Raw genomic sequence first — 24944 nt, forward strand, 5'->3', positions numbered from 1 at the left:
CGCACACTGTCTTTATAGGAGCTATGCTCATGTGCGGTATTGTTGGCGCCGTCGCCCAGCGCGACATCACTCCGGTGCTGGTCGAAGGCCTGCGCCGTCTGGAATATCGCGGCTATGACTCCTGCGGGGTCGCCGTCTATATGGACGGCCATCTGCGCCGCACCCGCAGCACCCAGCGCGTCTCCGAGCTGTCCGAGCAAGTGGCCGCAGAAGGCCTGGCCGGCTTTACCGGCATCGCCCATACCCGCTGGGCCACCCACGGCGTGCCCGCCACCTACAACGCCCATCCGCACTTCTCGGCCCTGGGCAAGGATGAGCCGCGCATCGCGCTGGTCCATAACGGCATCATCGAGAACTACGCCGAACTGCGCGCCGAGCTGCAGCAGGTCGGTTTTGTCTTTGAAAGCCAGACCGACACCGAAGTCATCGCCCACCTGGTCAACCACCTCTACAACGGCGACCTCTTCGAGGCCGTGCAGCAGGCCGTCAAGCGCCTGCACGGCGCCTACGCCATCGCCGTCTTCTGCCGCGACGAACCGCATCGCGTGGTCGGCGCCCGCCATGGTTCGCCCCTGGTCGTGGGCGTGGGCAAGGGCGAGAACTTCCTGGCTTCCGACGCGCTGGCGCTGGCCGGCACCACCGACCAGATCATCTATCTCGAAGACGGCGACGTGGTCGACCTGCAACTGGCCCGCGTGTGGATCACCGACCAGGAAGGCAAGCCGGTCGAGCGCAAGGTCAACACCGTGCAGGTGCACACCGGCGCGGCCGAGCTCGGCCCCTATCGCCACTTCATGCAGAAAGAGATCTTCGAGCAGCCGCGCGCCGTGGGCGACACCCTGCAGGACATCGAAAGCATCACGCCCGAACTCTTCGGCGACGGCGCCTACAAAGTCTTCAAGGACATCGACCGCCTGCTCATCCTGGCTTGCGGCACCAGCTACTACGCCGGCCTGACCGCCAAGTACTGGATCGAATCCATCGCCAAGATTCCCGTGGCCGTCGAGATCGCCAGCGAATACCGCTACCGCGATAGCGTGCCCAATCCCAAGACCCTGGTCGTCACCATCTCGCAGTCCGGCGAGACGGCCGACACCCTGGCCGCGCTCAAGCACGCCCGCTCGCTGGGCATGCCGCACACCCTGACCATCTGCAACGTCGCCACCAGCGCCATGGTGCGCGAATGCGAGCTGGCCTACATCACCCGGGCCGGCGTCGAAATCGGCGTGGCCTCGACCAAGGCCTTCACCACCCAGCTCACCGCGCTCTTCCTGCTGACGCTGTCGCTGGCCCAGACCCGTGGCCTGCTGACCGACGAACAACAGGCCGAGAACCTCAAGGCCCTGCGCCACCTGCCGGCGGCCATCAGCTCGGTGCTGGCGCTGGAACCCCAGATCATGGCCTGGGCGGATCGCTTCGCCACCAAGGAAAACGCCTTGTTCCTGGGCCGCGGCATGCACTATCCCATCGCCCTGGAAGGCGCGCTCAAGCTCAAGGAAATCAGCTACATCCACGCCGAAGCCTATCCGGCCGGCGAACTCAAGCACGGCCCCCTGGCCCTGGTGACCGAGCACATGCCCGTGGTCACCATCGCGCCCAAGGACGCGCTGCTGGAGAAGCTGAAGTCCAATATGCAGGAAGTGCGCGCGCGCGGCGGCGAACTCTATGTCTTCGCCGACGCCGACAGCAAGATCGTCAACGAAGAAGGCATGCACGTCATCCGCATGCCGGAGTACTACGGCGCGCTCTCGCCCATCCTGCACACCATCCCGCTGCAATTGCTGGCCTATCACACCGCCTGCGTGCGCGGCACCGATGTGGACAAGCCCCGCAACCTGGCCAAGAGCGTGACGGTGGAGTGAGGCGGAAGCGCTAGCCAAGGCCGGCCGCGCGAATTAAGCCGGCTGCCGCGACCAGGCCTTGCGACGTCTTCTGTCCCAGCACAAGGGCCGCGCAAGCGGCCCTTGTTCACATGGCTCAGGCGTGGCCGCCCAGATAGGCGTTGGCCAGATCGTCGTTGGCGGCGATTTCGGCGGCCCTGCCCTGGGCCACCACACGTCCGCTCTCGACCACGTAGGCGCGGTCGGCCAGCGCCAGGGCCAGCCCGGCCATCTGGTCGACCAGCAGGATGGTCATGTTTTCATTGCGCAGCCGATCGAGCGCGGCGAACAGCTCCGCGATCACCTTGGGCGCGAGGCCCAGCGAGGGCTCGTCGAGCAAGAGCACGCGCGGACGGCTCATCAGGCCGCGCGCGACGGCCAGCATCTGCTGCTCGCCGCCCGACAGCAGGCCGGCGCGCTGGTGCAGGCGCTCGCGCAAGCGCGGGAAGCGCAACAGCATCTCCTCGACGCGCGCCTCGCGGTCGGTGGCGTCCAGGAAGGCGCCCAGGCGGATGTTGTCCAGCACCGAAAGCTCGGGGAAGACCTGGCGGCCTTCCGGCACCAGCACCAGACCCAGGCCCACGATGTCTTCGGCGGCGCGGCCTTCGAGCTGGTGGCCGTCGATGTGCATGCCGCCCGACTGCGCGCGGTGCAGGCCGGCCAGTGTGCGCATCAAGGTGGATTTGCCCGCGCCGTTGGCGCCCAGCAGCGCCACCATTTCGCCCGCCCGCACTTGCAGGCTGATGCCATGCAGCACCGGTTCGGCGCCATAGCCCGCCACCAGATCGGACACGCCCAGCAGTTCGGGGCCGGCCGTGCGCGGCGAGCGCGCCGCGGGGGATTGCGCCTGCAATGATTCGCCCAGGTAGGCCTGTTTGACCGCCGGATCGTTCTGCACCTCGGCGGGCGTGCCCACCGCGAGGCGGCGGCCGGCGTCCAGCACCACGAGCTGGTTGGAGATGGCCATGACCAGCGCCATGTCGTGTTCGACCAGCGCCACGCCCACGCCCGCATCGGCGATACGGCGCAGCAGCGCTGCCAGGGTGTCTTTGTCCTCGCGCGACAGACCGGCCGCGGGTTCGTCGAGCAGCAGGACATCGGGATCGGTGGCCAGCGCCCGCGCGATCTCCACCAGGCGCCGGTCGACATGCGCCAGGCCGGCGGCCGGCGCGCGCGGCGCGCCCGTGTAGCCGCAGAAGGCCAGCAGCGCCCGCGCCCGCAGCCGGGCCTGGCCGTCGTGAAAGCGGCCCGCCGAAAACAGGCCGCCCAGGCGCCCGCGCGCCATGGCGAGCAGGACGTTGTCTTCGACGCTCAGGGTGCCGAACAGCTGCGAGGTCTGATAGGTGCGCGCGATGCCGGCGCGAGCGATGCGGTAGGCGGGCTGGCCCGCCAAGGGCCGCGCGCCCAGGGTGAAGCCGCCCGCCGAGGGGCGATAGAAGCCGCTCATCATGTTCAGCGCCGTGGTCTTGCCCGCACCATTGGGGCCGATCAGGCTCGTGACCGCGCCCTCGGGCACCGTCATGGACAACTCGCTTACCGCGCGCACGCCACCGAAAGTCATGCCCAGGCCCTGGGCCGAAAGCACCGCGCGGGCGCGACGCGGCAGCGCCACCTCGCCATGGCTGGCCTCCTGGGCGTCGGGCGCCGCGGCCGGCGGGGTCTTGCCGGCGCCGCGGATCTGGCGCCACAAGCCGACCGCGCCCTCGGGCGCGACCCAGAGCACCAGCAGCAGCAAGGCGCCGAAGAACAGCAGCCGATAGGCCTCGAGCGAGGCGAGCAACTCGGGCAGCACGCCGACGATCAGGGCGCCGATGATGGGACCGGCGACGGTGCCCGCGCCGCCCACGACCACGACCAGCACGAACAGGATGGACTGCATGAAGCTGAAAGTCTCGGCCGTGACGAAGCTCGAGAGCGGCGCGAACAGCCCGCCCGCCAGGCCGGCCGCCGCGGCCGAGATCGTGAACGCGGCGGTCTTGATCACCAGCGGGTTCAGGCCGATGGATTGCGCCGCGGTTTCGCTGTCGTTGACGGCGCGCATGGCCGCGCCCCAGCGGCCGCGCGCCAGCAGCGCATAGGCCGCCAGCGCCAGCGCCGCCGTCACGATGGCCAGGATCGCCACGGTCTGTTCGGGGCCCCAGCTGGACCAGAGTTGGGGCGGCGGAATGCCCATGATGCCGCTCTGGCCGCCGGTCAGGTCGCGCATTTCCACGGCGGCATGCTGCACGATGAAGCTGAAGGCGATGGTGATCATCGCGAGATAGGGCCCTTTCACGCGCAGCGCGGGCAGCGCCAGCAGCGCGCCCATCGCGGCCGCCAGCAGCGTGCCGGCGGCCCAGGCCGGCCAGAAGCCCCAGCCGGCCTTGGTGGTGAGAATGGCCACCGTGTAGGCGCCGATGGCATAGAAACCCACATGACCGAAGGACACCTGGCCGGTAAGGCCCAGCAGCACGTTCAGGCCGATGCCCACGATCGCGATCAGCGCGATGTTGGCGAGCACGAAGACGTAATAGCTATTGAGGGTGAGGGCCAGCAAGAGCGCCAGCGACACCAGCGCGGCGCCTGCCGCAAGAGATTTGGCGTTCATACTTTCTTGACCTCGGCTCGTCCGAACAGGCCATTGGGCCGCGCGGCGAGCACCGCGATGACCAGGGCGAAGGTGATGATCTGGGTGTAGCCCGAGCCCAGCGTGACCGTGACCAGCGCCTCGGCGATGCCGAAGATCAGGCCGGCCAGCATCACGCCCCAGGCCGAAGCGATGCCGCCCAGGATCGCCACCGCGAAGGCCTTCAGGCCGAACAGCGTGCCCATGTCGGCGCTCACGTTGAATAGCGGCGCGATCAGGATTCCGGCCACGCCCGCGAACAGCGTCGACACGGCGAAGGCGGCGGAGACCGCGCGCTTGATCGGGATGCCCATCAGACGCGCGGCGTCACGGTTTTGCACCACCGCCAGGAGCGCCGTGCCCCAGCGCGTGCGGCGCGCCAGCAGATGCAGCGCCGCCGCCAGCGCCAGACCGAGCAGCGGAATCAGCAGCTGCAGCGGATATACCCCCAGTCCCAGTCCGGCGATCTCGATGGGTGCGACGGCCAGCGGCGACGGCAGGCTGCGGGGCTCCTTGCCGAAGGTATGCATGACCACGTTGTCGAGCACGATGCCGAGCGCGACCGTGGACATGAGCCAGGCATTCGAGCCGCGCGAGGCGAAGGGGCGCACCACGACGAACTCCACCACCAGGCCGTAAAGCGCGCAGCCGACCAGCGCGATCAGGATGGCCGGCGCCATGCCCCAGCCCAGGGTCTGGGCGAAGGTGAAGCAGAGCACCGCGCCCAGCATCATCGAACTGCCCTGGGCAAAGTTGACGGTCCCCGAGACCGAGTAAGTGATGTGGAAACCCAGGGCCATGAGGCCATACATGCTTCCCAGGCCCAGGCCGCTGATCAGCGCCGCCAGCAACTGCATGGTGTTCTCCGATGCGTCCGCTTACTGCGCCAGCCCGACGGGCAGGATGCGGTTGTCGATGAACTGCGCCCAGACATAGTCTTTTTCGGTCAGCGCGTCATGCACGGCGGGGGTGAAGGGCTGCTTGTATTGCTTGATCAGACCGTCGTAGCCGTCGATTTTGTAGAAACCCTGGCGGATCGCATCGCCATCGGTCGAGCCCGCGCGTTCGATGGCCAGCGCGGTGAGCTGCATGGCGTCATAGGCATTGGCCACGCCCACGGCCGGCGTGATGTTCTCCGGCCCCTTCACGTCGGGGTATTTGGCCTTGAGCGCGGCGATGACCTTCTCGCCCACCGGCGACTGCTTGCCGAAAAAGCTGTAGGTCTGGACGAAATGCACTTCCTTGGCATTGGGGCCGGCCAGCTCGGTGAAGCGGCCGCCCGCGGGACCCCAGTGCGACACCACCGGCACTTTCCAGCCCATGCGGTCGAGCGACTTCACGACCTGGGCCGAGGGGCCGACGTTGCCCACCATGAACAGCGTGTCGGCGCCGGCGGCCTTCAGCCGGGTGAGCTGCGGCACCACGTCGACGTCGTTGCCCTCGAATTTCTCGCTACCGACCGGCTTCATGCCTTTGGCGGCAAGCGCGGCCACCAGGCCTTTTTCGTTGGACTCGCCCCAGGGATTGTTGACCATGATGAGGCCGAACTTCGAGGTCTTGAAGTGCTTCTGCGCATAGTCGACCATGCCCATGTCGACGATCTCGTCCACGGCGGACACGCGGAAAACATAGTTGGGGTTGGCGCCGTTCTTGGTGATCGGCGTGCCGGCGGCCCAGGGGCCCATGAACGGCACTTTGGCCTGGTTGACCAGCGGCACGATGGCCATCGACACCGGCGTGTCCAGCCCGCCGAAGATCACCGCCGCCTTTTCCTTGTAGATCAGCTCGCGCGCGGCCACCACGCCCTTGGCGGGGTTGGCCTCGTCGTCGCGGCGCACCAGCTCGAGCTTGCGGCCGCCGAGCAGGCCGCCCTTGGCATTGATTTCGTCGATCGCCACCAGCATGCCGCGCGAGATGGCTTCACCGGCCAGCGCCGACTGGCCCGACAGCGCGGTGATCAGGCCGATCTTGATCGGCTCGGCGGCGATGGCCTGCGGGCCGAGACCGGCGCTCAACAGGGCGATTGCGGTGTAAACGAAGGTACGGCGAGACAGACGAGACATGGAATTCTCCCGGGGGTTGGTGATGGCAGGCGTATCGGCCGCTGTCCCGGTTCAAGCAAAAGCCATGCCAGTTCTTGCGTGTGCCTGGGCATCCTGGCACAGGGTTTGCTTGTGTACGCAGGTGTTTTTGACGGCAATCCAAGGTATTTATTGCTGACAATTAATCGGCTCATTGACGGGAAAAAAGGCCGCGCCGCGCTTTCGACGGCAGGCCGCGAGTCTCTTTCCGCCGCGATCCGAACGCACAGAAACAGTGCACTCATGGGAGCAAACGATGCACACCGCACCAAACTGGAACAGTGACGCCGCCCCGACGGATCCCGGCGCGATCGTCGACGCCTATCTCACCACGCTGATGAAGCCCGATCCCGAGGGCGCGCGCCGCTATGTGAGTCCGGCGCTGCGTATCCGTTTCACGGGCGGACGCGAAATGCGCGACCCGGGCGAATGCACCGCCTTCAATGCCTCGCGCTACAAGTGGGTGAAAAAGCGCTTTGAATCCACCGATGTGGTGGCGGGCGCAACGTACGAGCACGCGGTGGTGTACAACCGCGGCACGCTCCATGGCGAATGGCTGGACGGCACCCCGTTCGAAGGCAATCGCTACATCGACCGCTATGTCGTTCGCCGCGGCCTGATCACGGAAATGGACGTCTGGAACGACAGCGCCGAATGGTTGCTGGCGCGCGCGGGGCTGGCCGAGAAATGAGCGCCGTCGCTGACGCCGGGCGCTTTGGCCCCTTGCCCACGCATGGCCGTTTCGACTACTCGCCCATCCATGGCCGCGCCGACTATGCCTGGCCCGGGGGGGCGCGCCTTGCGGTCTATCTGGGTTTCAATATCGAGCACTTTGCCTATGGCGCCGGCATGGGCGCGCGGCTAGGGGCCAGCTTCGGCGAGCCCGATGTGCTGAACTACGCCTGGCGCGAGTACGGCAACCGCGTCGGCGCCTGGCGCTGCCTGGAGCTGTTCGACGCGCTGCGCCTGCCCGCCGGGGTGATCGCCAATACCGCCATCCTCGATCATTGCCCCGAGCTGATCGACGCCTGCGTGGCGCGCGGCGACGAATTGATCGCCCATGGCCATACCAACGCCGAGCACCAGGGCGGCTACGATGAAGCCACCGAGCGCGCGCTGCTGGAGCATTGCGCGCAGCGTTTCGCCGCGCGCACCGGCAGCCGTCCCGCCGGCTGGCTTTCGCCCTGGATCGCCGAGTCGCCGCTTACCTGCGATCTGCTGGCCGAAACGGGCTACCGCTACACGCTGAACTGGTGCCACGACGACCAGCCGATTGTGCTGCGCACCCGGAGCGCCGCGCCGCTGTGGTCGGTACCGTATCCACAGGAGGTCAACGACATCCCCATGATCGTGGCGCGCCAGATGGACGGCAAGGATTTCGCCCAGCTCATCATCGATAACTTCGACGAGATGCTCGAACAGTCCCGGCGGCAGCCGCTGGTCATGGGCATCGCGCTGCATCCCTATCTCGTGGGCCAGCCGTACCGGCTGCGCCACCTGCGCCGCGCGCTCGCGCACATCGCCGGCCATCGCGACAGCGGCGATGTCTGGTTCACCACTCCGGGCGCGATCTGCGCCCACGTTGATATGCTTTCCCGCGCCAAGGAGACGCTTGCATGACTTCGCCTGAATCCGGTCTGCCCTTCACCGACACCGCGGGCGCCTGGGTGCCGCACGGCCGCTTCCGCCTGGCGCCTTCGGGCACTGGCCCGCTCGACGGCCTGCGCTTCGCCGCGAAGGACTTGTTCGACGTGGCCGGCCACGCCACCGGCGCCGGCAACCCCGACTGGCTCGCGACCCATGCGCCGGCCCAGGCCACCAGTCCGGTCATCGCGCGTTTGCTCGCGGCGGGCGCGGAACTGCATGGCAAGACCATCACCGACGAACTCGCCTACAGCATCCAGGGCGAGAACGTGCACTACGGCACGCCGCTGAACACGCGCGCGCCCGACCGCGTGCCGGGCGGCTCATCCAGCGGTTCGGCCGCGGCGGTGGCCGCGGGTCTGGTCGATTTCGCGTTGGGCACCGATACCGGCGGCTCGACGCGCGTGCCGGCCAGCTACTGCGGACTTTGGGGGCTGCGCACCACGCACGGCCTGGTCAGCGCCGAGCACATGGTGCCGCTCTCGCCCTTGTTCGACACCGTGACCTGGCTGGCCGCCGATGCCAGCGTTTTCGAGCGCGTCGGCCAGACCTTGCTGCCCGAGCCGGCCGGCCTGGCATGGTCGTCGGCCGTGGTGTTGAGCGATGCCTGCATCCAGGCCGACGCCGTGTTCCAGCCGCTGCTGCGTGCCGTGGCGCGGACGCTCGAAACCGGGCTGGGCCTGCCGGTCGGCAACGCGCCGGCCTCGGATACGGACCTCGAGCAATGGCGCCAGACTTATGTGACGGTGTCGGCCTACGATGCGTGGCAAACGCATGGCGATTGGGTCACCCGTGTCCAGCCCGCCTTCGGCGCGGCCGTGGCGGGCCGCTGGAAGATGGCGGCCGCCGTCAGCGCGCAGGCCGCCGCGCAGGCCAGCGCCGAGCAGGCCCGGTTGCGCGCGCAGATCCATGCGCTGCTGGGCCGGGACACGGTCGCGGTGCTGCCTTCGGCATCCAGCGTGGCGATATCGCGCACCGCCGACCCGCTCACCGTGGATCAGATTCGCGCCAACACCTTTCGCATTACGTCGATCGCCGGCCTGGCCGGACTGCCGCAGGTGAACATCCCCTTCGTCGGGGCCGATGGGCTGCCGGCGGGGGTGTCGCTGCTCGGTCCGGCCGGCAGCGATCTGGCGCTGATCCGTCTGGCGGTGGCCGTGGGCCGGCAGCTCGCGGCCATCGGCGCCGAAGCCCAGCCGTCCGCCGCCCTTGCGGCGATGGCAAAATAAGCCGCTCGCAACCGGCGCGGGACTCGCCCCGCGCCCGATGAAACCGCCATGAAGAAAGCAGCCTCTCCTCGCCCCGCCGGCCCGGTCACGCGCGCAAGCGCCGCGCCGCGCGGCCGGCCCAAGGTGCGCCCGGGTGCGCTGGCGCCCGCCGGCGCCGGCGGAACCGAAGATGCGGAGACCCGGATCTACCAATCGGTGGTGAGCGGGGTGATGAGCCAGCGCCTGCGTCCTGGCACCAAGCTGCCCGAAGCGGCCTTGTGCGAACTGTTCGGCGTGGGGCGCAGCGCGGTGCAGAAGGCCTTGCAGCGCCTGGCGCATGATCATGTGGTGGAACTGCGGCCCAACCGGGGCGCGATCGTGGCGATGCCTTCCCGTGAAGAGGTCGGCATGCTGTTCGAGGCGCGCCGGGCCCTCGAAGCGGCCATCCTGCCGCTGGTGGCACAGTCCGCCAGCCGCGCCGACTTTGCCTCGCTGCGGCGCCAGCTGCGCGACGAACACCGCGCCATGCACGACTATCCCCAGACGGAATGGGCGCGTCTGGCGAGCGCCTTTCACCTGCGCCTGGGCGAGCTGTCGCGCAACCCCATCCTGGCGCGCTACCTGGCCGAGATTATTTCGCGCTGCTCATTGGTGGTGGCGATCTTCCAGCCGCCGGGCAATGCCACCTGCGAACACGACGAACATGCGCGCGTGGTGGACTTTCTCGAGCAGGGCCGCGTGGCCGAGGCGATCGCCGAAATGGATCTGCACCTGCGCCAGCTCGAGTCGCATATCCAACTGGTGGAGACGCAGCCCGAACGCAGTCTGGCCGACATGCTGGGCCTGGGCTGAGCCGCCCGAGCGCCGGGCGCGTCAAGCGGCTTCGCTGGAACCGGTCTCCTGCCGCGCCGTCATCGCCTTCTGCTTGGCCTTCTCCGCTTTTTCGCCATCGTGATGAGACTTGATGGCGAGAAACATGAAGGTGCCCAACACGAGGAGTTTGAACGCACCAAAGACGACAGGGACCCAAAAATTCATTATTTCCTCAACACGCTGCTGCGGCAGCTTCATTTACGGCGACGGGCCAGGCAAACCCGGCGCGGCGAGTGCTAGTGTACTCGCGCCATGTCAAAGCCCCCGGAGCAGACCCTGGATTAGGGGTTTGCGCGGCCATCCGTTTTTGAGGCGCCGCGCGCCATGCTGGAGAAAACGCCATCGCGGAGAACCCAGGCATGCAGGAGCGCGGCGCCGATATGGCCCAGGAGCACCGCGAAGAGCAGCCATGCTCCGACGCCGTGCGCCAGCCGCAACCAGGCGTAGAGCGTGGAATTTTCAGGGGCGATGGCGGGCAGGTTCCAGCCGTCCATGACGGTGACCGGCCAGTTTCCGGCCGAGCGCGTGGCCCAGCCAAGCAGGGGCAGGCCTAGCATCAAGAGATAGAGCAGCCAATGCGAGGCACGCGCCGCCACGGCCTGCCAAGGGGGAATACTCGCGGGCAGTGCCGGCACCGGCCGGCAGACGCGATTGATCAGGCGCAGCAGGGCCAGGCACAGGATGGCGATCCCCAATGGCTGGTGCAGGGCGAGCAAGCTTGGACGGAGAGACAGCGAAGTCATCATGCCCACGCCGATGAAGAGCATGGCCAGGATCGCGATGGCCATGACCCAGTGCAGAATCCGGGCCAGAAGGTTGAAGTGCCCAGGCGCGGCGCTTTTGGATACTTCCGCCATTACTCGCTGTCCTTGTTGCCGATGGCCTCGGTGGCTTTGCCAAAGCCGATTTCACGCAGGCGTGCGTTATAGGAATGCGAATAGATGCCCGCGCGCGCGGCCAGCACGGGATCGTTGGACAGCGCGATGCCCGAGGGCACCAGGGTGGGATCGAAGTTGATATCGCGGCATCCCCCCTCCGTCTGATCGCGGACCTTGGTCACTTCCAGCGTGCCGGCGACCACTTGTCGCCGTGTGGCCGGCCAGGGCTGCGACGGGTCGTCGACCGGATCGTCCGCCTGGGCCAGTTGCAGCACCAGGTCCCAATACAGGGGGCCATCGGCCAGGCGCCGCTTGATATCGTCAAACAAAAAATCATGGCTGGCATTCGCCCGCTCTTCGGCGGACAGGCCAGGCAGTTTTGCATGCGGCCGCATGGACCAGCGGACGGGCTGGCGCTGGCCGTTCTCCGCAATCAAGATAAAGGCATTGATCGCGTTGTACTCGGCGCCCGCGAAACTGCTCGGCCAGGGCGCCGTGGCTTTGTACTCCGTCAACTTGCGCGCCTCGGGATATTCCTCGAAGAATGCGGCGACGCGCGCGGGATCCGGCTGCCCCGTGGCCGGGTCGGGCTGGAAGGCTTTTCTTTGCGCCAGGAAGCCCTCGGCATTGCGAGTCGCGAAGTAAGGGGCGTTGTTCAGCTTCATCCGCCATTGGGATTTGTCGTCGGCGCTTAGCAGCAAGGCCATGCTGACCGTGGCGGTCGAGGTGTCCGCGGCATGGGGATCTTCGGCGCCGATGGAAAAGCGCCCGATGGCCGGCACTTCCTTCTGGGAAAACACCCTGGCCTTGGAGAGCGAGGCCGCGGCGCCGCTGCTGCGGAAAACGCCGGCGAAGCACATCCCCTTGCCATGCGCGCGGCGGTAGCCGGGGTCGAAGTGTTGCAGCGTGTCGCCAAGAAAGGTCCGGGTGGTGGCGCGGTGGCCTATCAGGCCGGCCGTCCAGGCGAATGCCAGCGCCAGGCCTGCGGCGATGGCCGCGATGGCCGCGAGAGGCAGATAGACGGTTTTTAATTTCCGGATGCGCACGCGGCTTCCCTGGGCCCTTGACCTATGTTGATCTCCCAATATAAGCTGTTCCACCCATTCATGGAAGTACACACCTTTTGGTTAGTATGATGCCAGCAAGCCGCGCCAAGGTCCCCAGGCCTCAAGATCCCCTCCTTGCCGACGAGCGCACCCTCACGGCCAAGCTCCGGCGCGGCGAGCTGTTCACCGGCCATTGCCGGGCCAGGGAAGTGCTCGCCCACGTGACGAGTTTGTGGGGCGTGTTATGCCTCATTGCCCTGCGCGATGGCACGCTGCGCTATAGCGAGTTGCGGCGCAAAGTGAACGGCATCAGCGAGAAGATGCTGTCGCAGACGCTGCAACGGCTTGAAGGGAATGGGCTTGTGCGCCGGACGTCCTATCCGGTTGTCCCGCCGCATGTCGAGTACGACCTGACTCCCTTCGGCGAGGGAGCGGCGCGGCATGTGGCCGCGCTCGCGGATTGGCTGGAGCTGAATCTCCATCACGTCCCGGACGCCCAGCGCGATGCCGGTTGATGAAGCGCGGCCTCGATAACAGGCCGGGCGTCACCATGTGTACTTCACGCCGATCCGGCCGGCATATTGATGGTAGTCCTGCGCGCCCCAGCTGCCGGACACGTTGACCCATCCGGTCCAGCCTTTTGTGAAGTCGGCATGGGCGCCCAGCTTCAGTTCGTACCGGTCCTTGGGATACAGGTTCCCAACGGGCAGCTGATTGAATGACACGGAGCTGTCGACACGGGTGTGCCACCAGTTCACGGTTGCAAAGGGTTGGAGCTTGCGGTTGTTGCCAAGGTCCAGCGTGGTGTAGGTGCGCGCCCCAAGCCGGGTGATGGTGCCATTGGCGTCGGCGCGGTTCACGCGGGTGCCGTTCTGTTCGGTGATGCTGTCGGTGTCGCTGTCGACATAGATGATCTGGGCCTGGGGCTCCAGCATCCAGTTCTCCCTCAGCTTGAATGCGTAGCCCGCCTCCGCGGACACCGCCCAAGCCTGGGAGTCGTAGTCGACGCGGGGCAGCCCGCTTCCTTGCACCCGGTTGTTGAACCAGCCGTACTGGAACCATGTGTCCACGTAGGCGCCCAGCTTGGTGTCGTCGTTCTGGAACCATGTGCCGTATAGGCCTGCGCTGTACCCGTTGACGCGGCCCTTGGCTTTATAGGGATTGCCGTCGGCGCGGGCATTGCTGTCGGCGGTGCCGTAACCCAGCATGGCGCCCAGGTGCAGGCGATCGGTCTCTGAAAAGAGCTTCCATTGCGCCAGGTCTCCGCCGCCATGCAAGAGGAAGAGATTGGTGCTGACGTCAAAGTTCCCATCGCGGCTGTGGCTGCCTTCCCAGTTGCCGACCGCGCGCAGCCAGAGCGCCCGGCGCTTGCTGTCGTCGTCCGCGAATTGTTGCGACTCGATGAACTGGGGTTCTCCCAGCCGGTCGTGCATGCTGTGCGCGAACATCTGCCCGGCCAGGCGCTGGTTGGCCAGGTAGGCCGCGACTTCCGGCCGGTACAGCGGCTCGGGATCGGGGGCAGGCCCCGGCGGCTCCGGCCTTTTTTCCGACCGCAAGTACCAGCTCTGATCGTCGGGTGCCGCGGCGGATCCCCGGTGAAGCTGATATTCGTAGGGGCCGGCCACAACCCGTCCGGACAGGGAAAATGCGGAGGCTTGGGTCGTGGCTCCGTTGATGGTGTCGACGACCTTGATGCCGGATGCCGTGGTCAAGGCTCCCGGACCTCCGGCATTGGCGATGCGCAAGGCCGTGCTGCCGGTCGCGGCTCCGCCGTCGACGACCAGCCGGTCCGAGGGCGAACTGTCATCCCCGAGATAGGTGTTCAAGCCGATCAGGCCGCCAGAACCGGAGTAGTTGTTGACGGTCAGGGTCTTGAACGCGCCTGAGGCGGGCGGCGTGAACAGGATCTGGCTCGCGTTATTGGCCAGGGTGCCGAGGTTGGAGCTTCCGGTCATATTCCATACCGAACCATTGTTCAGCGAGACGGTGGACGTAGCTCCGGCCTCGGTCAGGGCCGAGCCGTTGAGCGTGGAGCCCGAGGCGTTGATCGTGGCGACACTACCGGGGCCGGCCGCCGGCGCGGCCGCGCCGCCCGGCAGGATGGCCACGCTCATGCCTGACAGGTCTGGCGAGTTGCTGCCTGAAGCGGTGATCGCATCGGGCGCCGTCAGAGGATCGGCGACAAGCGCCGATGGCGCGATCACATGCAGCCAGCGGGGGGCTCCCGTGACCTGCGTGCCCGTCAAAGTGACTTGCCCCGTGCCGCCATTGACGGCGATGGCGTCGGATTGGGCGCTGTTCAGCGTGCTGTTCGTCAAGGTGGCGCTAGCCGTCATGCCGGCCAGGCTGTCCAGCCCCAGGCCAACCGCCGAGACGCCGCTCGCCTGCAAGCTGGCATTGGCCACGGTCAAGGCGCCGTTGGTGACGCGCGCGGCGAACGCGCTCTCGCCGGAAGTGCTGACCGATGTGCCATCGATAGACATCGTCGCCTTCGCGCCGGAGACGTATAGGCCATGCGAGCTCTTTCCTTGCGTTTGAACCGAACCGCCGCTCAGGCTCAGCGTCACGATGTCGGTGGGCGTTGTTCCCCAAGCCGTCGCCCCGGGGGCGCGATCGTTCGTGGATATGGCGGTGACGTTGACGCCGGTCACGCGGGAGTTCGCGCCATAACTGAGCAGGTTATAGCCGGAGAGACCGCGCGTGGTCACTTGCGAATTCTGCAGTGTGACGGTCGAACCGGCCATCGCATAGACGCCATAGGCCGATTGTCCGGACGCGGTCACGGCCACGTTCGATGCGCTGATCGTGCCGTTGTTCGCGAACAGGCCGTTGCCACTGGGGCCCGCCGTGGTGATGATGGTGCCGGTCAGCGTGGCGTCCGAGCCGAGGGCGCTTACCCCATAGGCCACATCGCCGGCCGTGGTGATCGTGCCGCCCGTGATCAATAGCTGGCCGCGCACGCTATTCATGGTGTTGGATAGCGCCCCATAGGCGCCATAGATGCTGGAGCCAACTCGATACGCCGCGCCGCGTGTCTCGATGACGACGCCATCGAGCGTCACCTGGCTCCCGAAAGCGTACGCGCCCGTTCCGCCCTGGCCTTCCGTGAGGATGTTGGCCCGGGTCAGGGAGATGCTGCTGTTGTGACTGGCGACGGCGCCGTAGGAACCCACCGGCAGGCCCGCCACGGTGCCATAACCTCCGGTGGTATGGATGCTCAGCCCACCGGCCGCTGTCGCGCTTACCCCCGTGTTGCGCGTCCACAAAGCGGCCGCCGCATCGCCCGTGGTCTTGAGGGACGTGGCGCCGTTGCGGAGAACGATCGTTCCGCCCGTGGCGTAGATGCTGAAAGCGTTGAAGCTGCTTGCGGACAGCGACACCGGGCCGGGGGTCGGGCCCGCCGAGGGATCGATGATCAAGGTGCCGCCCGTGACCGAAGACGCCGTTCCGGGGGGGGTGATCGTCGTGTTGCCCACCACGGTGGTGGTTCCGCTGCTGACGTTGGCCGGCACGGTCAGGTTGCCAGGGCCGACGGTCTGGGCGGAAACATGGCTTGCCGCGGGCAGGAGCATGCCCGCGGCCAACAGGGGAGATATGCCGCGCAGCGCCGGACGCCGCGGACCTGATGATTCCGATACCAACCCGTGTTTCATAAGAATTCTCCCGAATGCCGCGAGAGGAAGCGCACACGCTCGACATTGATGAAACAGGCAATATCGCTGATTTGGCAAAAATCCTAGCATGGGCGCCGGATTCCGGCGTCCAGCCGGGACCATCGCTGTTGGCCCGAAGCGACGCGCGCGGACGGACCCGACGCCGCAAGCCGGAAAGCCACAACGATTGTTGATCAGGCCCCTATCGAGGCGGCGGCCATCGCGCCATAACTTTTCGCGCCCGCGGGTGGGCCGAAATTTCATCTGAGGGCGGCGGCGCTGCGCCGCTCAGGGAAAGCCCTCAACTTCGGCCCGCCATGGCGCATTGATAAATACTTAGGTCTCTAATATTATTTTTCGCACACGTTCTGGCCTGGCGCGATCGCAAGCCTGTTGCGCCGTCACGGCGGTTCGGGAGCGTGAATTAAAAAAACGGAGACAACCATGTTCGAGATTCCCGCCGGCGCGCGCCGCGCCTGTGTTCACGCCGCTTTTGCATCCGGACTCCTGACGGCCGCGATGGGCCTGGTCTTGCCGCAGGCCGCCGAGGCGTCGGAGGACGCATCGGCATTTCCCTCCCATGCGATCCGCTTCATTGTTCCCTATGCCGCCGGAGGGCTGCCGGATACGGTCGCGCGCGTCGTCGCGCAGCGCTTGACGCTCTCGTTGGGCCAGCCGGTCGTGGTGGAGAACAAGCCGGGCGCCAATGGCGTGGTGGCCGCCCAGGCGCTCACTGGCAGCGCGCGGGACGGCTACACCTATCTGGTCACCGATGGATCGATGATGTCGATCAACCCGTCGCTGTACAAGGACCTCTCCTATGAACCGAAGCGGGATTTTGTTCCGGTCTCCTTGATCGCGACTTCGCCGCTGTTCCTGGCCACGAGCGCGCAGACGAAGATCAATTCCCTGCCCGAGTTTGTCGAACGCGCCAAGGCGAAGTCCGCGGCGATCAACTATGGCTCTTCCGGCGTGGGCAGCTCCCATCATCTGACGATGGAAGCCCTGAATGTGGCGCTGGGGACCAAGATGACCCATGTGCCCTTCCGGGGTTCGGGACAGTCCGTGCCGGCCATGGTCGGCAACCAGGTGGATGTGGTGTTCGCGGCGCTGCCCTCGCTGTCCGGCTTCGCGGACAAGGGCCAGGTCAAGATCCTTGCCACGAATGCCGGCAAGCGGTCGTCGCTGGCGCCCGAGATCCCCGCCATCGCGGAGATTGTCCCGGGATTCGATTTTGCCGTCACGGTGGGCGCGCTGGCCGCGACCGGCGTGCCGGACTACGCGGTGCAAAAGCTGTCGCGCGAGCTGGCCAAGGCAGTCCAGGATCCTGCCGTCGTGAAGCAGTTCAACACCTTGGGCATCGAGCCTATCGGCGGCGGCTCTGCCGATTACGCGCGGGCCATCGACGCCGAAACCCAGCGTTACCAGAGCGCGATCAAGGCCGCCGCCATCAAGGCGGACTAGACGGGGCGCGCGCGCCTTGCCGGTCCGATGCATTGCGAAAATACTTAGATATCTAATATAATTTTAAAAAAAGCAGGCCGCGGGCGCGGCGGATGTGGAGTCGAGGAGTAACTATGTTGACGAAGGAAGAAAACGAGCTGCTTTGCCGTGTCGAGGGCGACGCGGCCATGGGCCGGCTCATGCGGCGGCACTGGGTGCCGGTCTGCCTGACCGAGGAGGTCAGCGAGCCCGACGGCGATCCCGTCCATGCCCGCATTCTTGGCGAAGACCTGGTGGTGTTCCGCGACACGGAAGGCCGCGTTGGCGTGATGGACGAGTACTGCCCGCATCGGCGCGTCTCGCTTGTCTACGGACGCAATGAAGACTGTGGCCTGCGCTGCCTCTACCATGGCTGGAAGATGGACGTCGAGGGCACGGTGATCGAAATGGTCTCCGAGCCCGCCGCCAGCAACATGGCGGAAAGGGTCAAGCACAAGGCCTACAAAGTCCAGGAATGGGGCGGGATGGTGTGGGCCTTCATGGGCCCGCAGGACGAGGTGCCCGAGTTTGTTCCTCCGTCCTGGGCGCCCGAGCGCGACACCAAGGTCAGCATCGCCAAGGTGCTGGTGCCGTGCAACTGGGCGCAGATTCTTGAGGGCGCCATCGATTCGGCCCATAGCTCAAGCCTGCATTCCTCCGATTTCGTGCCGGCTCGCGTGGGCGGCGCCGAGGCGACCGACAAGAACTGGCTGCGTCCGTCCACCGACAAGGCGCCGCGCATGCAGGTGCACCGCACGTCCTATGGCTTTCGCTATGCGGCGATCCGGCGGCCCATCACGAATGCCGCGCAGAACGACTACATCCGCTCCACGGTCTTCGTCGCGCCGGGCACCGTCCTCATTCCGCCCAATAATCTGTACAACGTCGCCAACGTCAATGTGCCCATGGACGACACCAACACGGTGTTCTACTTCATCGCATGGGGCGCGAGGGAAACGACGCCGGATACGGAGACCTGGCGAAAATTCCTGGGCGCCAGCGTGGGCCGAGACCTGGACGAACGCTACCGGCCGCTGCGCAACATGGAGAACCGGTTCTGGCAGGACCGCCAGGCCATGAAGGCGGGCAACTTTACCGGCATCAAGGGCTTTCCCAATCAGGATATCGCCATGTGGGTGACCATGGGGCCGATCGCCAATCGCTCCGATGACCGTCTCGGGGCCAGCGATCTGGCCATCGTGGAATTCCGCCGCCAGATGCTGGAGGCCGTCCAGGCATTCGCCCAAGGCGCGCCGGCCATCGGGACCGCTGGGCAGCGCATCCCGTCTTCTGTCTGCGCCTTCCAGGCCATCGTGCCGAAGAGCGTCGATTGGCGGGAGTTCCAGTCCGCGCCGGTCGGCCGGGAGCCCGGCGCCGACCCCGAACTCGAAACCAATTACCAAACCACCGCCTGAGCGCCGGAGACTGTCATGGCCAAGCTGAAACTCTCTATCGCCATGGGCGATTACGACCGCAACCGGGCGCTGTATGACGGCGCCGTGCAGATCGACGGCGTCGATCCGGCCTTCATGCTGCTCAGTCCCGAGGAAATGTTTTTCCGCGCCTTCCGCTTCCAGGACTTCGATGTCAGCGAGCTGTCGTTCTCCAGCTATCTAGTGAAACATTCGCGGGGCGAGTGCCCCTACGTCGCGATCCCGGTGTTTCTGTCGCGCGCGTTCCGGCATACCTCGATCTATGTGCGCAAGGACAGGATCAAGTCGCCCGAAGACCTCCGGGGCAAGCGCATCGGCATTCCGGAGTACCAGCTGACGGCCAATGTCTGGGCGCGCGCGCTGCTGCAGGACGATTATGGCGTCAAGCCTGGCGACGTCACCTGGGTGCGCGGCGGGATAGACCAGCCGGGGCGTCCCGAGAAGATCAAGCTGCAGCTGCCTCCGGACGTCAACATGGTTGACGCGCCGGCCGACACCACGATCTCCGAGATGCTGCATCGCGGCGAGATCGACGGCTTCATGGCGCCGCGCGCCCCATCGGGCGAGGCCCGCCTGAACCCCAACGTGGGCTGGCTCTTCGACGATCCCACGGCCGTGGCCAAGGACTACTACCGGCGCACCGGCATTTTCCCGATCATGCATGTGGTGGGCATCAGGAAGACGCTTGCCGAGCAACAGCCCTGGCTTCCGGGCGCCTTGCTCAAGGCATTCGAGCTATCCAAGGCCGCGGCGCTCGCGAAACTGGCCGATACCTCGGCCACCAAGGTGACGCTGCCTTTTGTCGAAGAACAGCTCAAGGCGGCCCGCGAGACGATGGGAGAGGATTATTGGTCGTATGGCGTGCCGGGCAGCCTCGCGACGCTGGAGGCCTTTACCCGCCATCACCACGCCCAGGGGCTGTCGGCGCGGCATGTCCCCGTGGAAGAACTGTTCCACCCCAGCAGCTACGAAACCTACAAGATCTGAGCCGTATCGGCGGCCGCCGAATTTGCTGGAGACAGTCATGAATCAGTCCGCTCACGAGGCTGGCGAGATGATGCCGCTGCGCATCGTGAAGATCGCCGATGCGGCCGAAGGGATTCGTTCCTTCGAGCTGGCGCGCGATGATGGCGCGCCGCTGCCCGGGTTCACGGCGGGCTCGCACATCCGGGTCCGGGTGCCCAATGGCGAGCTGCGCAAGTATTCCTTGTGCAATGACCCGGCCGAGCGCGGCCGCTACGTCATCGCCGTCAAGCGGGACGCGCAGGGGCGCGGGGGCTCGATCAGCCTGGTCGATCAGGCGCGGGAAGGCGATGTGCTGCCCACCTCGGCGCCGGACAACGCATTCGCGCTGGTGGACAATCCCGGCAGCCTGACCTTCATTGCCGGCGGCATCGGCATCACGCCGATACTGTCCATGATCCGCTCTTTCGGCGAATTGCCGCCCGCGCCCTGGAAGCTCTATTACCTGAGCCAGGCCGCGCAGACCACGGCCTTTCTGGACGAGTTGAGCGCGCCGGAACTCAAGGGCCATGTGAAGATCCATCACGACCAGGGCCAGGCCGACAAGGCTTTTGATCTCTGGCCCGTGCTGGAGAAGCCCAATCGCGGTCATGTCTATTGCTGCGGGCCCAGGGGGCTGATGGAAGCGGTGCGCGATATGTCGGGACATTGGTCGCCGGGCCGCATCCACTTCGAGAGCTTTCTCGAGGGCGGCGGCAAGCGGCCCGATGACCGTCCGTTCAGCGTCGAGCTGGCGAGCTCGGGACAGACGCTGGAGGTGCCGGTCGGCAGGTCCATTCTCTCGGTATTGCGCGAGGCCGGCGTGCGCGTCGCCTTCTCCTGCGAGAGCGGCACCTGCGGCTCATGCCGCACCGGCATGCTGGCCGGCAGCGCCGATCATCGCGATATGGTGCTGTTGCCCGAGGAACAGGCCTCCCAGATCATGGTCTGTGTGTCGCGCGCGAGCTGCGACAAGCTGGTCCTGGATCTTTAGCATGCCGGACGCCGCCATGACACCTCGCTTGCTGCGCCTGGGCATCGTGGGGCTGGGCCGCGCCTTCACGCTGATGCTGCCGACCTTTCTGAGCGACCCGCGCATCAAGCTGGCCGGCGCCTGTGATCCGCGCGCCGAGGCCCGGCGGCGCTTTGCCGCCGATTTTTCCTGCCCGGTTCACGACAGCGTGGAAGCCCTGGCGGCGGATCCGGACGTCCAGGCGGTTTATATTGCCAGCCCGCATCAGTTCCATGCCGAGCATACGCGCATCGCCGCCTCGCATGGCAAGCATGTGCTGGTGGAAAAGCCGATGGCGTTAAGCCTCGGCGAATGCGACGCGATGATCGACGCCTGCCGCGCCGCGGGGGTGCATCTCGTGATAGGGCATTGCCATAGCTTCGACACCCCCTATCTTGAAACGCGCCGCCTGATCGAATCCGGCGAATACGGCGCGGTGAAGATGATTCATGCGCTGAATTACACCGATTACCTCTATCGGCCCCGGCGGCCCGAGGAGCTTGCCACCGAGGCCGGCGGCGGGGCCGTCTTCAGCCAGGCCGCGCACCAGGTCGACATTGTGCGCCTGCTGGCGGGCCGGCGCGCGCGTAGTCTGCGCAGCGCCTTGGGCAACTGGGATCCGGCGCGCCCGACAGAAGGGGCGTATAGCGCCCTCCTGTGGTTCGACGGCGGCGCCTACGCCTCCTTGAACTACAACGGCTACGGTCATTTCGACTCCGATGAGTGGATGGACTGGATAGGCGAGATGGGCGCCGCCAAGCATCCGGACGACTATGGGCAGGCCAGGCGCAAGCTGGCCACGGTGTCCGCTCGCCAGGAGGCCGAGCTCAAGGCCGCGGGCGCCTACGGCGGCAAGGCCTATGTGGCCGGGCCGGCCGGCCGCGGCGCGCGCGCGCCCGATCTGGCCCACCAGCATTTCGGGTCCATCCTGGTGTCCTGCGAGGGGGCCGATCTGCGGCCGACCAGCCACGGCATCCATGTCTATGGGGACCAGGCGCGGCGCTTTTTGCCCCTGCGCCCGCCCGCCGCGCCGCGGCTGGAGGTCATCGACGAGCTGCACGACGCGGTCTACCTCGGCAAGCCCTGCCTGCATGATGGCAGCTGGGCCAAGGGAACCCTGGAGATCTGTCTGGCCATGCTGGCGTCGAGCCGCGGCGGCCGCGACATCGGTCTTGTACACCAGGCCGGGGCATAGCGCCGGCCGGCGGCATGCCAGGGACTTTGAGGTATATTTTCGAACAGCCAAGCTGCCCCCTGCCGACGCCGCGTATGACATCCAAAGAGACCCAGACCGTACTCAAGCACTGGCGTGAAGCGGTTCCCGACGACCGCCTTGCCCACCTGATCAAGGACGCCACCCGCGCCTTGGTGCGAGGGCTCCAGGCACGGCTGGCCGAGCACAATGTTTCTTTCGGCCATTGGGCATTCCTGCGCATCCTGTGGGAGCAGGATGGCCTGACGCAGCGCGAACTCAGCGAAAGCGCCGGCGTCATGGAGCCGACGACCTATTCGGCCATGAAGGCCATGGAGTCGCTGGGATATATCGAGCGCAAGCATCTGCCGGGCAATAACAAGAATGTCCACGTCTTCCTGACCCGCAATGGCCGCGCCCTGAAGAAAAAGCTGGTCCCCCTGGCCGAAGAGATCAACGCGATCGGCACGCGCGGCCTGAGCGGCGCCGAGATCAAGACGGCCCGCAAGGTGCTCTTGACCATCATCACCAATATGGCCGATGACGAGGCCGCGCTGGAAAATGCCGAACGCCGGGTGCCCTCGACCCGCGAACTGTCGCGCCGGATCAGCGAGACGGCCTGACCTCGCCGACCGTCCATGATGCTGATATTATTAGATCGCTAATAATAATCCGCAGGTGTCGGTGTGCGATTCCGATACCGGCTCATCCCGCGAGACCCTCATGGACATGTCGCTGCCGTGGACGATGCCCGAATGGCCCGGCTATCTTCTCCTGGCCTTCGCCGCCGCCACCTTCATTGTCGCGGGCATCGTCAAGGGCACGCTGGGCGTGGGTCTGCCGCTGGTTGCTGTGCCCATGCTGTCCTTTGTGCTGCCGCCCCTGACCGCGATCAGCCTGCTGGTCGTGCCCGTGCTGGCGTCCAATCTCTGGCAGGCCGTCAGGGCGGTGGAGCCCAGGCGGGCCCTCGGGCGGTTCAAGGGCCTGTCGGCCGCGCTTTTCATCAGCACCATCGTCTCGGTGCGCTTGGCCCTGTCCTTGCCCACCGAGCTGCTCAACCTGCTGGTCGCCGGCTCGGTGGTGTGCGCCGTGGTCCTGATGGTCTATCGGCCGGATAGCGCCATTCCACCCCAGCGGGAGGGCAAGCTGGGCGTGGCGGTCGGGCTGCTGGCCGGCGCCATGGGCGGCGTGTCCTCGATGACGGGCCCTTTCATCATCACCTATCTGATGGCCTTGCGGCTGCCGCGCGAAGCGTTTATCGGCGGCATCAGCATCATCTATCTGTTCGGGATGATCCCGCTTTACGCCTCGCTGGCCCTCTACGGGCGTCTCGGGCTGTCCGAGATGGTGTGCTCGGCGATCGCTCTGCTGCCCATGGCCCTGGGGATGTCGATAGGCCGCAGGCTGCGCGGCCTGTTGAGCGAAGGCGCTTTCCGCAATGTGCTGCTGGGTTTTCTGTCCACCTTGGCGCTGCTGCTTATCGGCAAGGGCGTCTAGCCCGGCCCGGATCACCATCGAGCGCGGTTATCAGGTAGAGTTCGCGGCGTTACATCTCACGCCATGCCGGTATCGCGGCCTGGGACGCGCAATCCTGGAGGGCATTCATGCGCCAAATCGTCATCATCGGCGGCGGCCACGCCGCGGCACAACTCTGCGGCAGCCTGGCCGACGCCGGCCAGGACCTGGCCGTCACGCTGATCAGCGAGGAGACGCAGCTGCCCTATCACCGGCCGCCGCTGTCCAAGACCTTTATCAAGGACGCGACCGCCGAGCCGACGCCGCTGCGCCCGGCCAGCGCCTACGAGGGCGTCCGCCTGTTGCTGGGCGAGACCGCCACGGCCATCGATGCGGCCGCGCGCACCGTGACGCTGGCCTCGGGCGCGGTCGTGGCCTATGACGAGCTGGTGCTGGCCACCGGCGCGCGCCCGCGCCGCCTGGCGGCCCTGGAGCCGGCGCCGGCCAATCTGCACTATCTGCGCACCGCCTCCGACGCGCGCCTGCTGCGCGACGCCCTGGCCCAGGCCAGCCGCATCACCGTGCTGGGCGGAGGGTTCATCGGCCTGGAGATCGCCGCCACGGCCGCCGCGCTGGGCAAGCAGGTCGAGGTCTTCGAAAGCCAGCCCCGTTTGCTGGCGCGCTCGGTCTCGCCCGAGGTCTCGGAGCGGGTCGCCGCCCATCTGCGCGATGCCGGCGTCGTGCTGCACCTGGGCGTGAGTGTCGAGGGTTTTGACCTGGCCGATGGCCGCGTCGGCGCGTTGCGCGCCGGCGGACGCAGCCATCCGGTGGCGTTGCTGATCGCGGGCATTGGCGCCGTGCCCGAGACCCGTCTGGCCGAGGCCGCCGGCCTGGCCGTGGACAACGGCATCGTGGTCGACAGCCATATGCAGACGTCCGAGCCGCACATCCATGCCATCGGCGATTGCGCGGCCTTTCCCTATCTGCGCGAGGGCCGCCGCCTGCGCCTGGAGTCGGTGCAGAACGCCAACGACCAGGCCCGCACGCTGGCGGCCGTGTTGTGCGGCCAGCCGGCCGATTACCGCGCCCTGCCCTGGTCCTGGTCCGACCAGGGCGCGCTGCGCTTGCAGATCGCCGGCATCGCGCCGGCGGACGCCGAGCGCCGGCTGCGTCCCGGCCCCAAGCCCGGCAGCCTGTCGGTCATGCACTTCCTGGACGGGCGCCTGATGTGCGTGGAGTCCATCAACGCGCCGCTGGACCACATGGCCGCGCGCAAGCTGCTGGATCTGGCCGAGCATCCGCCGGCCGAAGTGCTGCTCGATCCGGCGGTGGCCTTGAAAACGCATTGCTGAACACCCGGCCCGCCGCGCCTGGGCCGGCGGCACCCGGAGGCGGCGGACAATCAGACGCTTGGCGCTATTGAGGGCGGGCGCGCATCCGTATCCTGACGGATTGCATCCACCGCCAGCGCCGCGCCGGGCGCCCGCTTCATGCCGCTGA

General features: G+C 66.8%; 21 protein-coding genes. 14 read left to right on the forward strand and 7 right to left on the reverse strand.

From position 1 onward, the window contains the following. Positions 1 to 29 precede the first annotated feature (29 nt). Positions 30 to 1862: a glutamine--fructose-6-phosphate transaminase (isomerizing) gene (glmS, locus tag L540_RS05340; RefSeq protein WP_043210456.1), complete on the forward strand. Its 1833-nt coding sequence runs from the start codon at positions 30 to 32 to the stop codon at positions 1860 to 1862. Between the two features lie 115 nt (positions 1863 to 1977). Here glmS and L540_RS05345 read toward each other — a convergent pair whose 3' ends face one another. The 3 genes from L540_RS05345 to L540_RS05355 are packed head-to-tail and all read right to left on the reverse strand — an operon-like array spanning position 1978 to position 6548. Beyond that, positions 1978 to 4467 (reverse strand): branched-chain amino acid ABC transporter ATP-binding protein/permease, encoded by a 2490-nt coding sequence (locus L540_RS05345; RefSeq protein WP_043210454.1) that lies wholly within the window; start codon positions 4465 to 4467, stop codon positions 1978 to 1980. Then, the gene (locus L540_RS05350) at positions 4464 to 5342 is read right to left on the reverse strand and encodes a branched-chain amino acid ABC transporter permease (RefSeq protein ID WP_043210452.1); all 879 of its coding nucleotides are present in this window, start codon (positions 5340 to 5342) and stop codon (positions 4464 to 4466) included. The genes L540_RS05345 and L540_RS05350 overlap by 4 nt, the downstream gene beginning before the upstream one ends. 21 nt (positions 5343 to 5363) lie before the next feature. Beyond that, positions 5364 to 6548, reverse strand: a complete 1185-nt coding sequence (locus L540_RS05355) for an ABC transporter substrate-binding protein (protein WP_043210451.1) — start codon at positions 6546 to 6548, stop codon at positions 5364 to 5366. Positions 6549 to 6822: 274 nt separating this feature from the next. Here L540_RS05355 and L540_RS05360 point away from each other — a divergent pair, with 274 nt between their 5' ends. The 4 genes from L540_RS05360 to L540_RS05375 are packed head-to-tail and all read left to right on the forward strand — an operon-like array spanning position 6823 to position 10270. Beyond that, a complete protein-coding gene (locus tag L540_RS05360) occupies positions 6823 to 7257 on the forward strand; it encodes a nuclear transport factor 2-like protein (protein WP_043210449.1) in 435 nt (144 codons plus the stop codon). Further along, positions 7254 to 8186 (forward strand): polysaccharide deacetylase family protein, encoded by a 933-nt coding sequence (locus L540_RS05365; protein WP_043210447.1) that lies wholly within the window; start codon positions 7254 to 7256, stop codon positions 8184 to 8186. Before L540_RS05360 ends, L540_RS05365 begins: the two co-directional genes overlap by 4 nt. Continuing rightward, positions 8183 to 9439, forward strand: coding sequence for an amidase (locus tag L540_RS05370; RefSeq protein WP_048025974.1), 1257 nt, complete (start codon positions 8183 to 8185; stop codon positions 9437 to 9439). The genes L540_RS05365 and L540_RS05370 overlap by 4 nt, the downstream gene beginning before the upstream one ends. Positions 9440 to 9487: 48 nt before the next feature. Beyond that, a complete protein-coding gene (locus tag L540_RS05375; protein WP_043210446.1) occupies positions 9488 to 10270 on the forward strand; it encodes a GntR family transcriptional regulator in 783 nt (260 codons plus the stop codon). Between the two features lie 21 nt (positions 10271 to 10291). Here the strand turns inward: L540_RS05375 and L540_RS05380 are convergent, their stop codons facing one another. The 3 genes from L540_RS05380 to L540_RS05390 all read right to left on the reverse strand — a co-directional run bounded on the left by L540_RS05380 (position 10292) and on the right by L540_RS05390 (position 12215). Beyond that, positions 10292 to 10489 carry a hypothetical protein gene (locus L540_RS05380; protein ID WP_043210444.1) on the reverse strand — a complete coding sequence of 66 codons (198 nt, stop codon included), beginning with the start codon at positions 10487 to 10489 and terminating at the stop codon, positions 10292 to 10294. A gap of 83 nt (positions 10490 to 10572) precedes the next feature. Beyond that, positions 10573 to 11148, reverse strand: coding sequence for a cytochrome b (locus tag L540_RS05385; RefSeq protein ID WP_043210443.1), 576 nt, complete (start codon positions 11146 to 11148; stop codon positions 10573 to 10575). Next, positions 11148 to 12215: a catalase family peroxidase gene (locus tag L540_RS05390; protein ID WP_048025975.1), complete on the reverse strand. Its 1068-nt coding sequence runs from the start codon at positions 12213 to 12215 to the stop codon at positions 11148 to 11150. The genes L540_RS05385 and L540_RS05390 overlap by 1 nt, the downstream gene beginning before the upstream one ends. Positions 12216 to 12301: 86 nt before the next feature. Here L540_RS05390 and L540_RS05395 point away from each other — a divergent pair, with 86 nt between their 5' ends. After that, entirely contained in the window at positions 12302 to 12730 is a 429-nt protein-coding gene (locus tag L540_RS05395; RefSeq protein WP_443623154.1) for a winged helix-turn-helix transcriptional regulator, read from the forward strand. 30 nt (positions 12731 to 12760) lie between these two features. Here L540_RS05395 and L540_RS05400 read toward each other — a convergent pair whose 3' ends face one another. Further along, positions 12761 to 15868, reverse strand: a complete 3108-nt coding sequence (locus L540_RS05400; RefSeq protein ID WP_082149553.1) for an autotransporter family protein — start codon at positions 15866 to 15868, stop codon at positions 12761 to 12763. 444 nt (positions 15869 to 16312) lie between these two features. Here L540_RS05400 and L540_RS05405 point away from each other — a divergent pair, with 444 nt between their 5' ends. From L540_RS05405 to L540_RS05440, 8 genes are all read left to right on the forward strand, one after another. Further along, a complete protein-coding gene (locus tag L540_RS05405) occupies positions 16313 to 17332 on the forward strand; it encodes a Bug family tripartite tricarboxylate transporter substrate binding protein (protein ID WP_082149554.1) in 1020 nt (339 codons plus the stop codon). A gap of 113 nt (positions 17333 to 17445) precedes the next feature. Beyond that, entirely contained in the window at positions 17446 to 18765 is a 1320-nt protein-coding gene (locus L540_RS05410; RefSeq protein WP_043210438.1) for a Rieske 2Fe-2S domain-containing protein, read from the forward strand. A gap of 15 nt (positions 18766 to 18780) precedes the next feature. After that, the gene (locus tag L540_RS05415) at positions 18781 to 19770 is read left to right on the forward strand and encodes an ABC transporter substrate-binding protein (RefSeq protein WP_043210436.1); all 990 of its coding nucleotides are present in this window, start codon (positions 18781 to 18783) and stop codon (positions 19768 to 19770) included. Positions 19771 to 19807: 37 nt separating this feature from the next. Continuing rightward, a complete protein-coding gene (locus L540_RS05420) occupies positions 19808 to 20779 on the forward strand; it encodes a PDR/VanB family oxidoreductase (protein WP_043210434.1) in 972 nt (323 codons plus the stop codon). 16 nt (positions 20780 to 20795) lie between these two features. Continuing rightward, positions 20796 to 21992 (forward strand): Gfo/Idh/MocA family protein, encoded by a 1197-nt coding sequence (locus L540_RS05425; RefSeq protein ID WP_043211093.1) that lies wholly within the window; start codon positions 20796 to 20798, stop codon positions 21990 to 21992. A 74-nt stretch (positions 21993 to 22066) separates the two neighbouring features. After that, a complete protein-coding gene (locus tag L540_RS05430) occupies positions 22067 to 22612 on the forward strand; it encodes a MarR family winged helix-turn-helix transcriptional regulator (protein ID WP_043210432.1) in 546 nt (181 codons plus the stop codon). A 100-nt stretch (positions 22613 to 22712) separates the two neighbouring features. Continuing rightward, a complete protein-coding gene (locus tag L540_RS05435; protein ID WP_043210431.1) occupies positions 22713 to 23486 on the forward strand; it encodes a sulfite exporter TauE/SafE family protein in 774 nt (257 codons plus the stop codon). A 107-nt stretch (positions 23487 to 23593) separates the two neighbouring features. Further along, complete coding sequence (locus L540_RS05440) at positions 23594 to 24796, forward strand: NAD(P)/FAD-dependent oxidoreductase (RefSeq protein WP_043210429.1); 1203 nt, start codon at positions 23594 to 23596, stop codon at positions 24794 to 24796. The last annotated feature ends 148 nt before the right edge of the window (positions 24797 to 24944 follow it).

It is taken from the genome of Bordetella pseudohinzii, from assembly GCF_000657795.2.
Taxonomy (GTDB): Bacteria; Pseudomonadota; Gammaproteobacteria; order Burkholderiales; family Burkholderiaceae_B; genus Bordetella; species Bordetella pseudohinzii.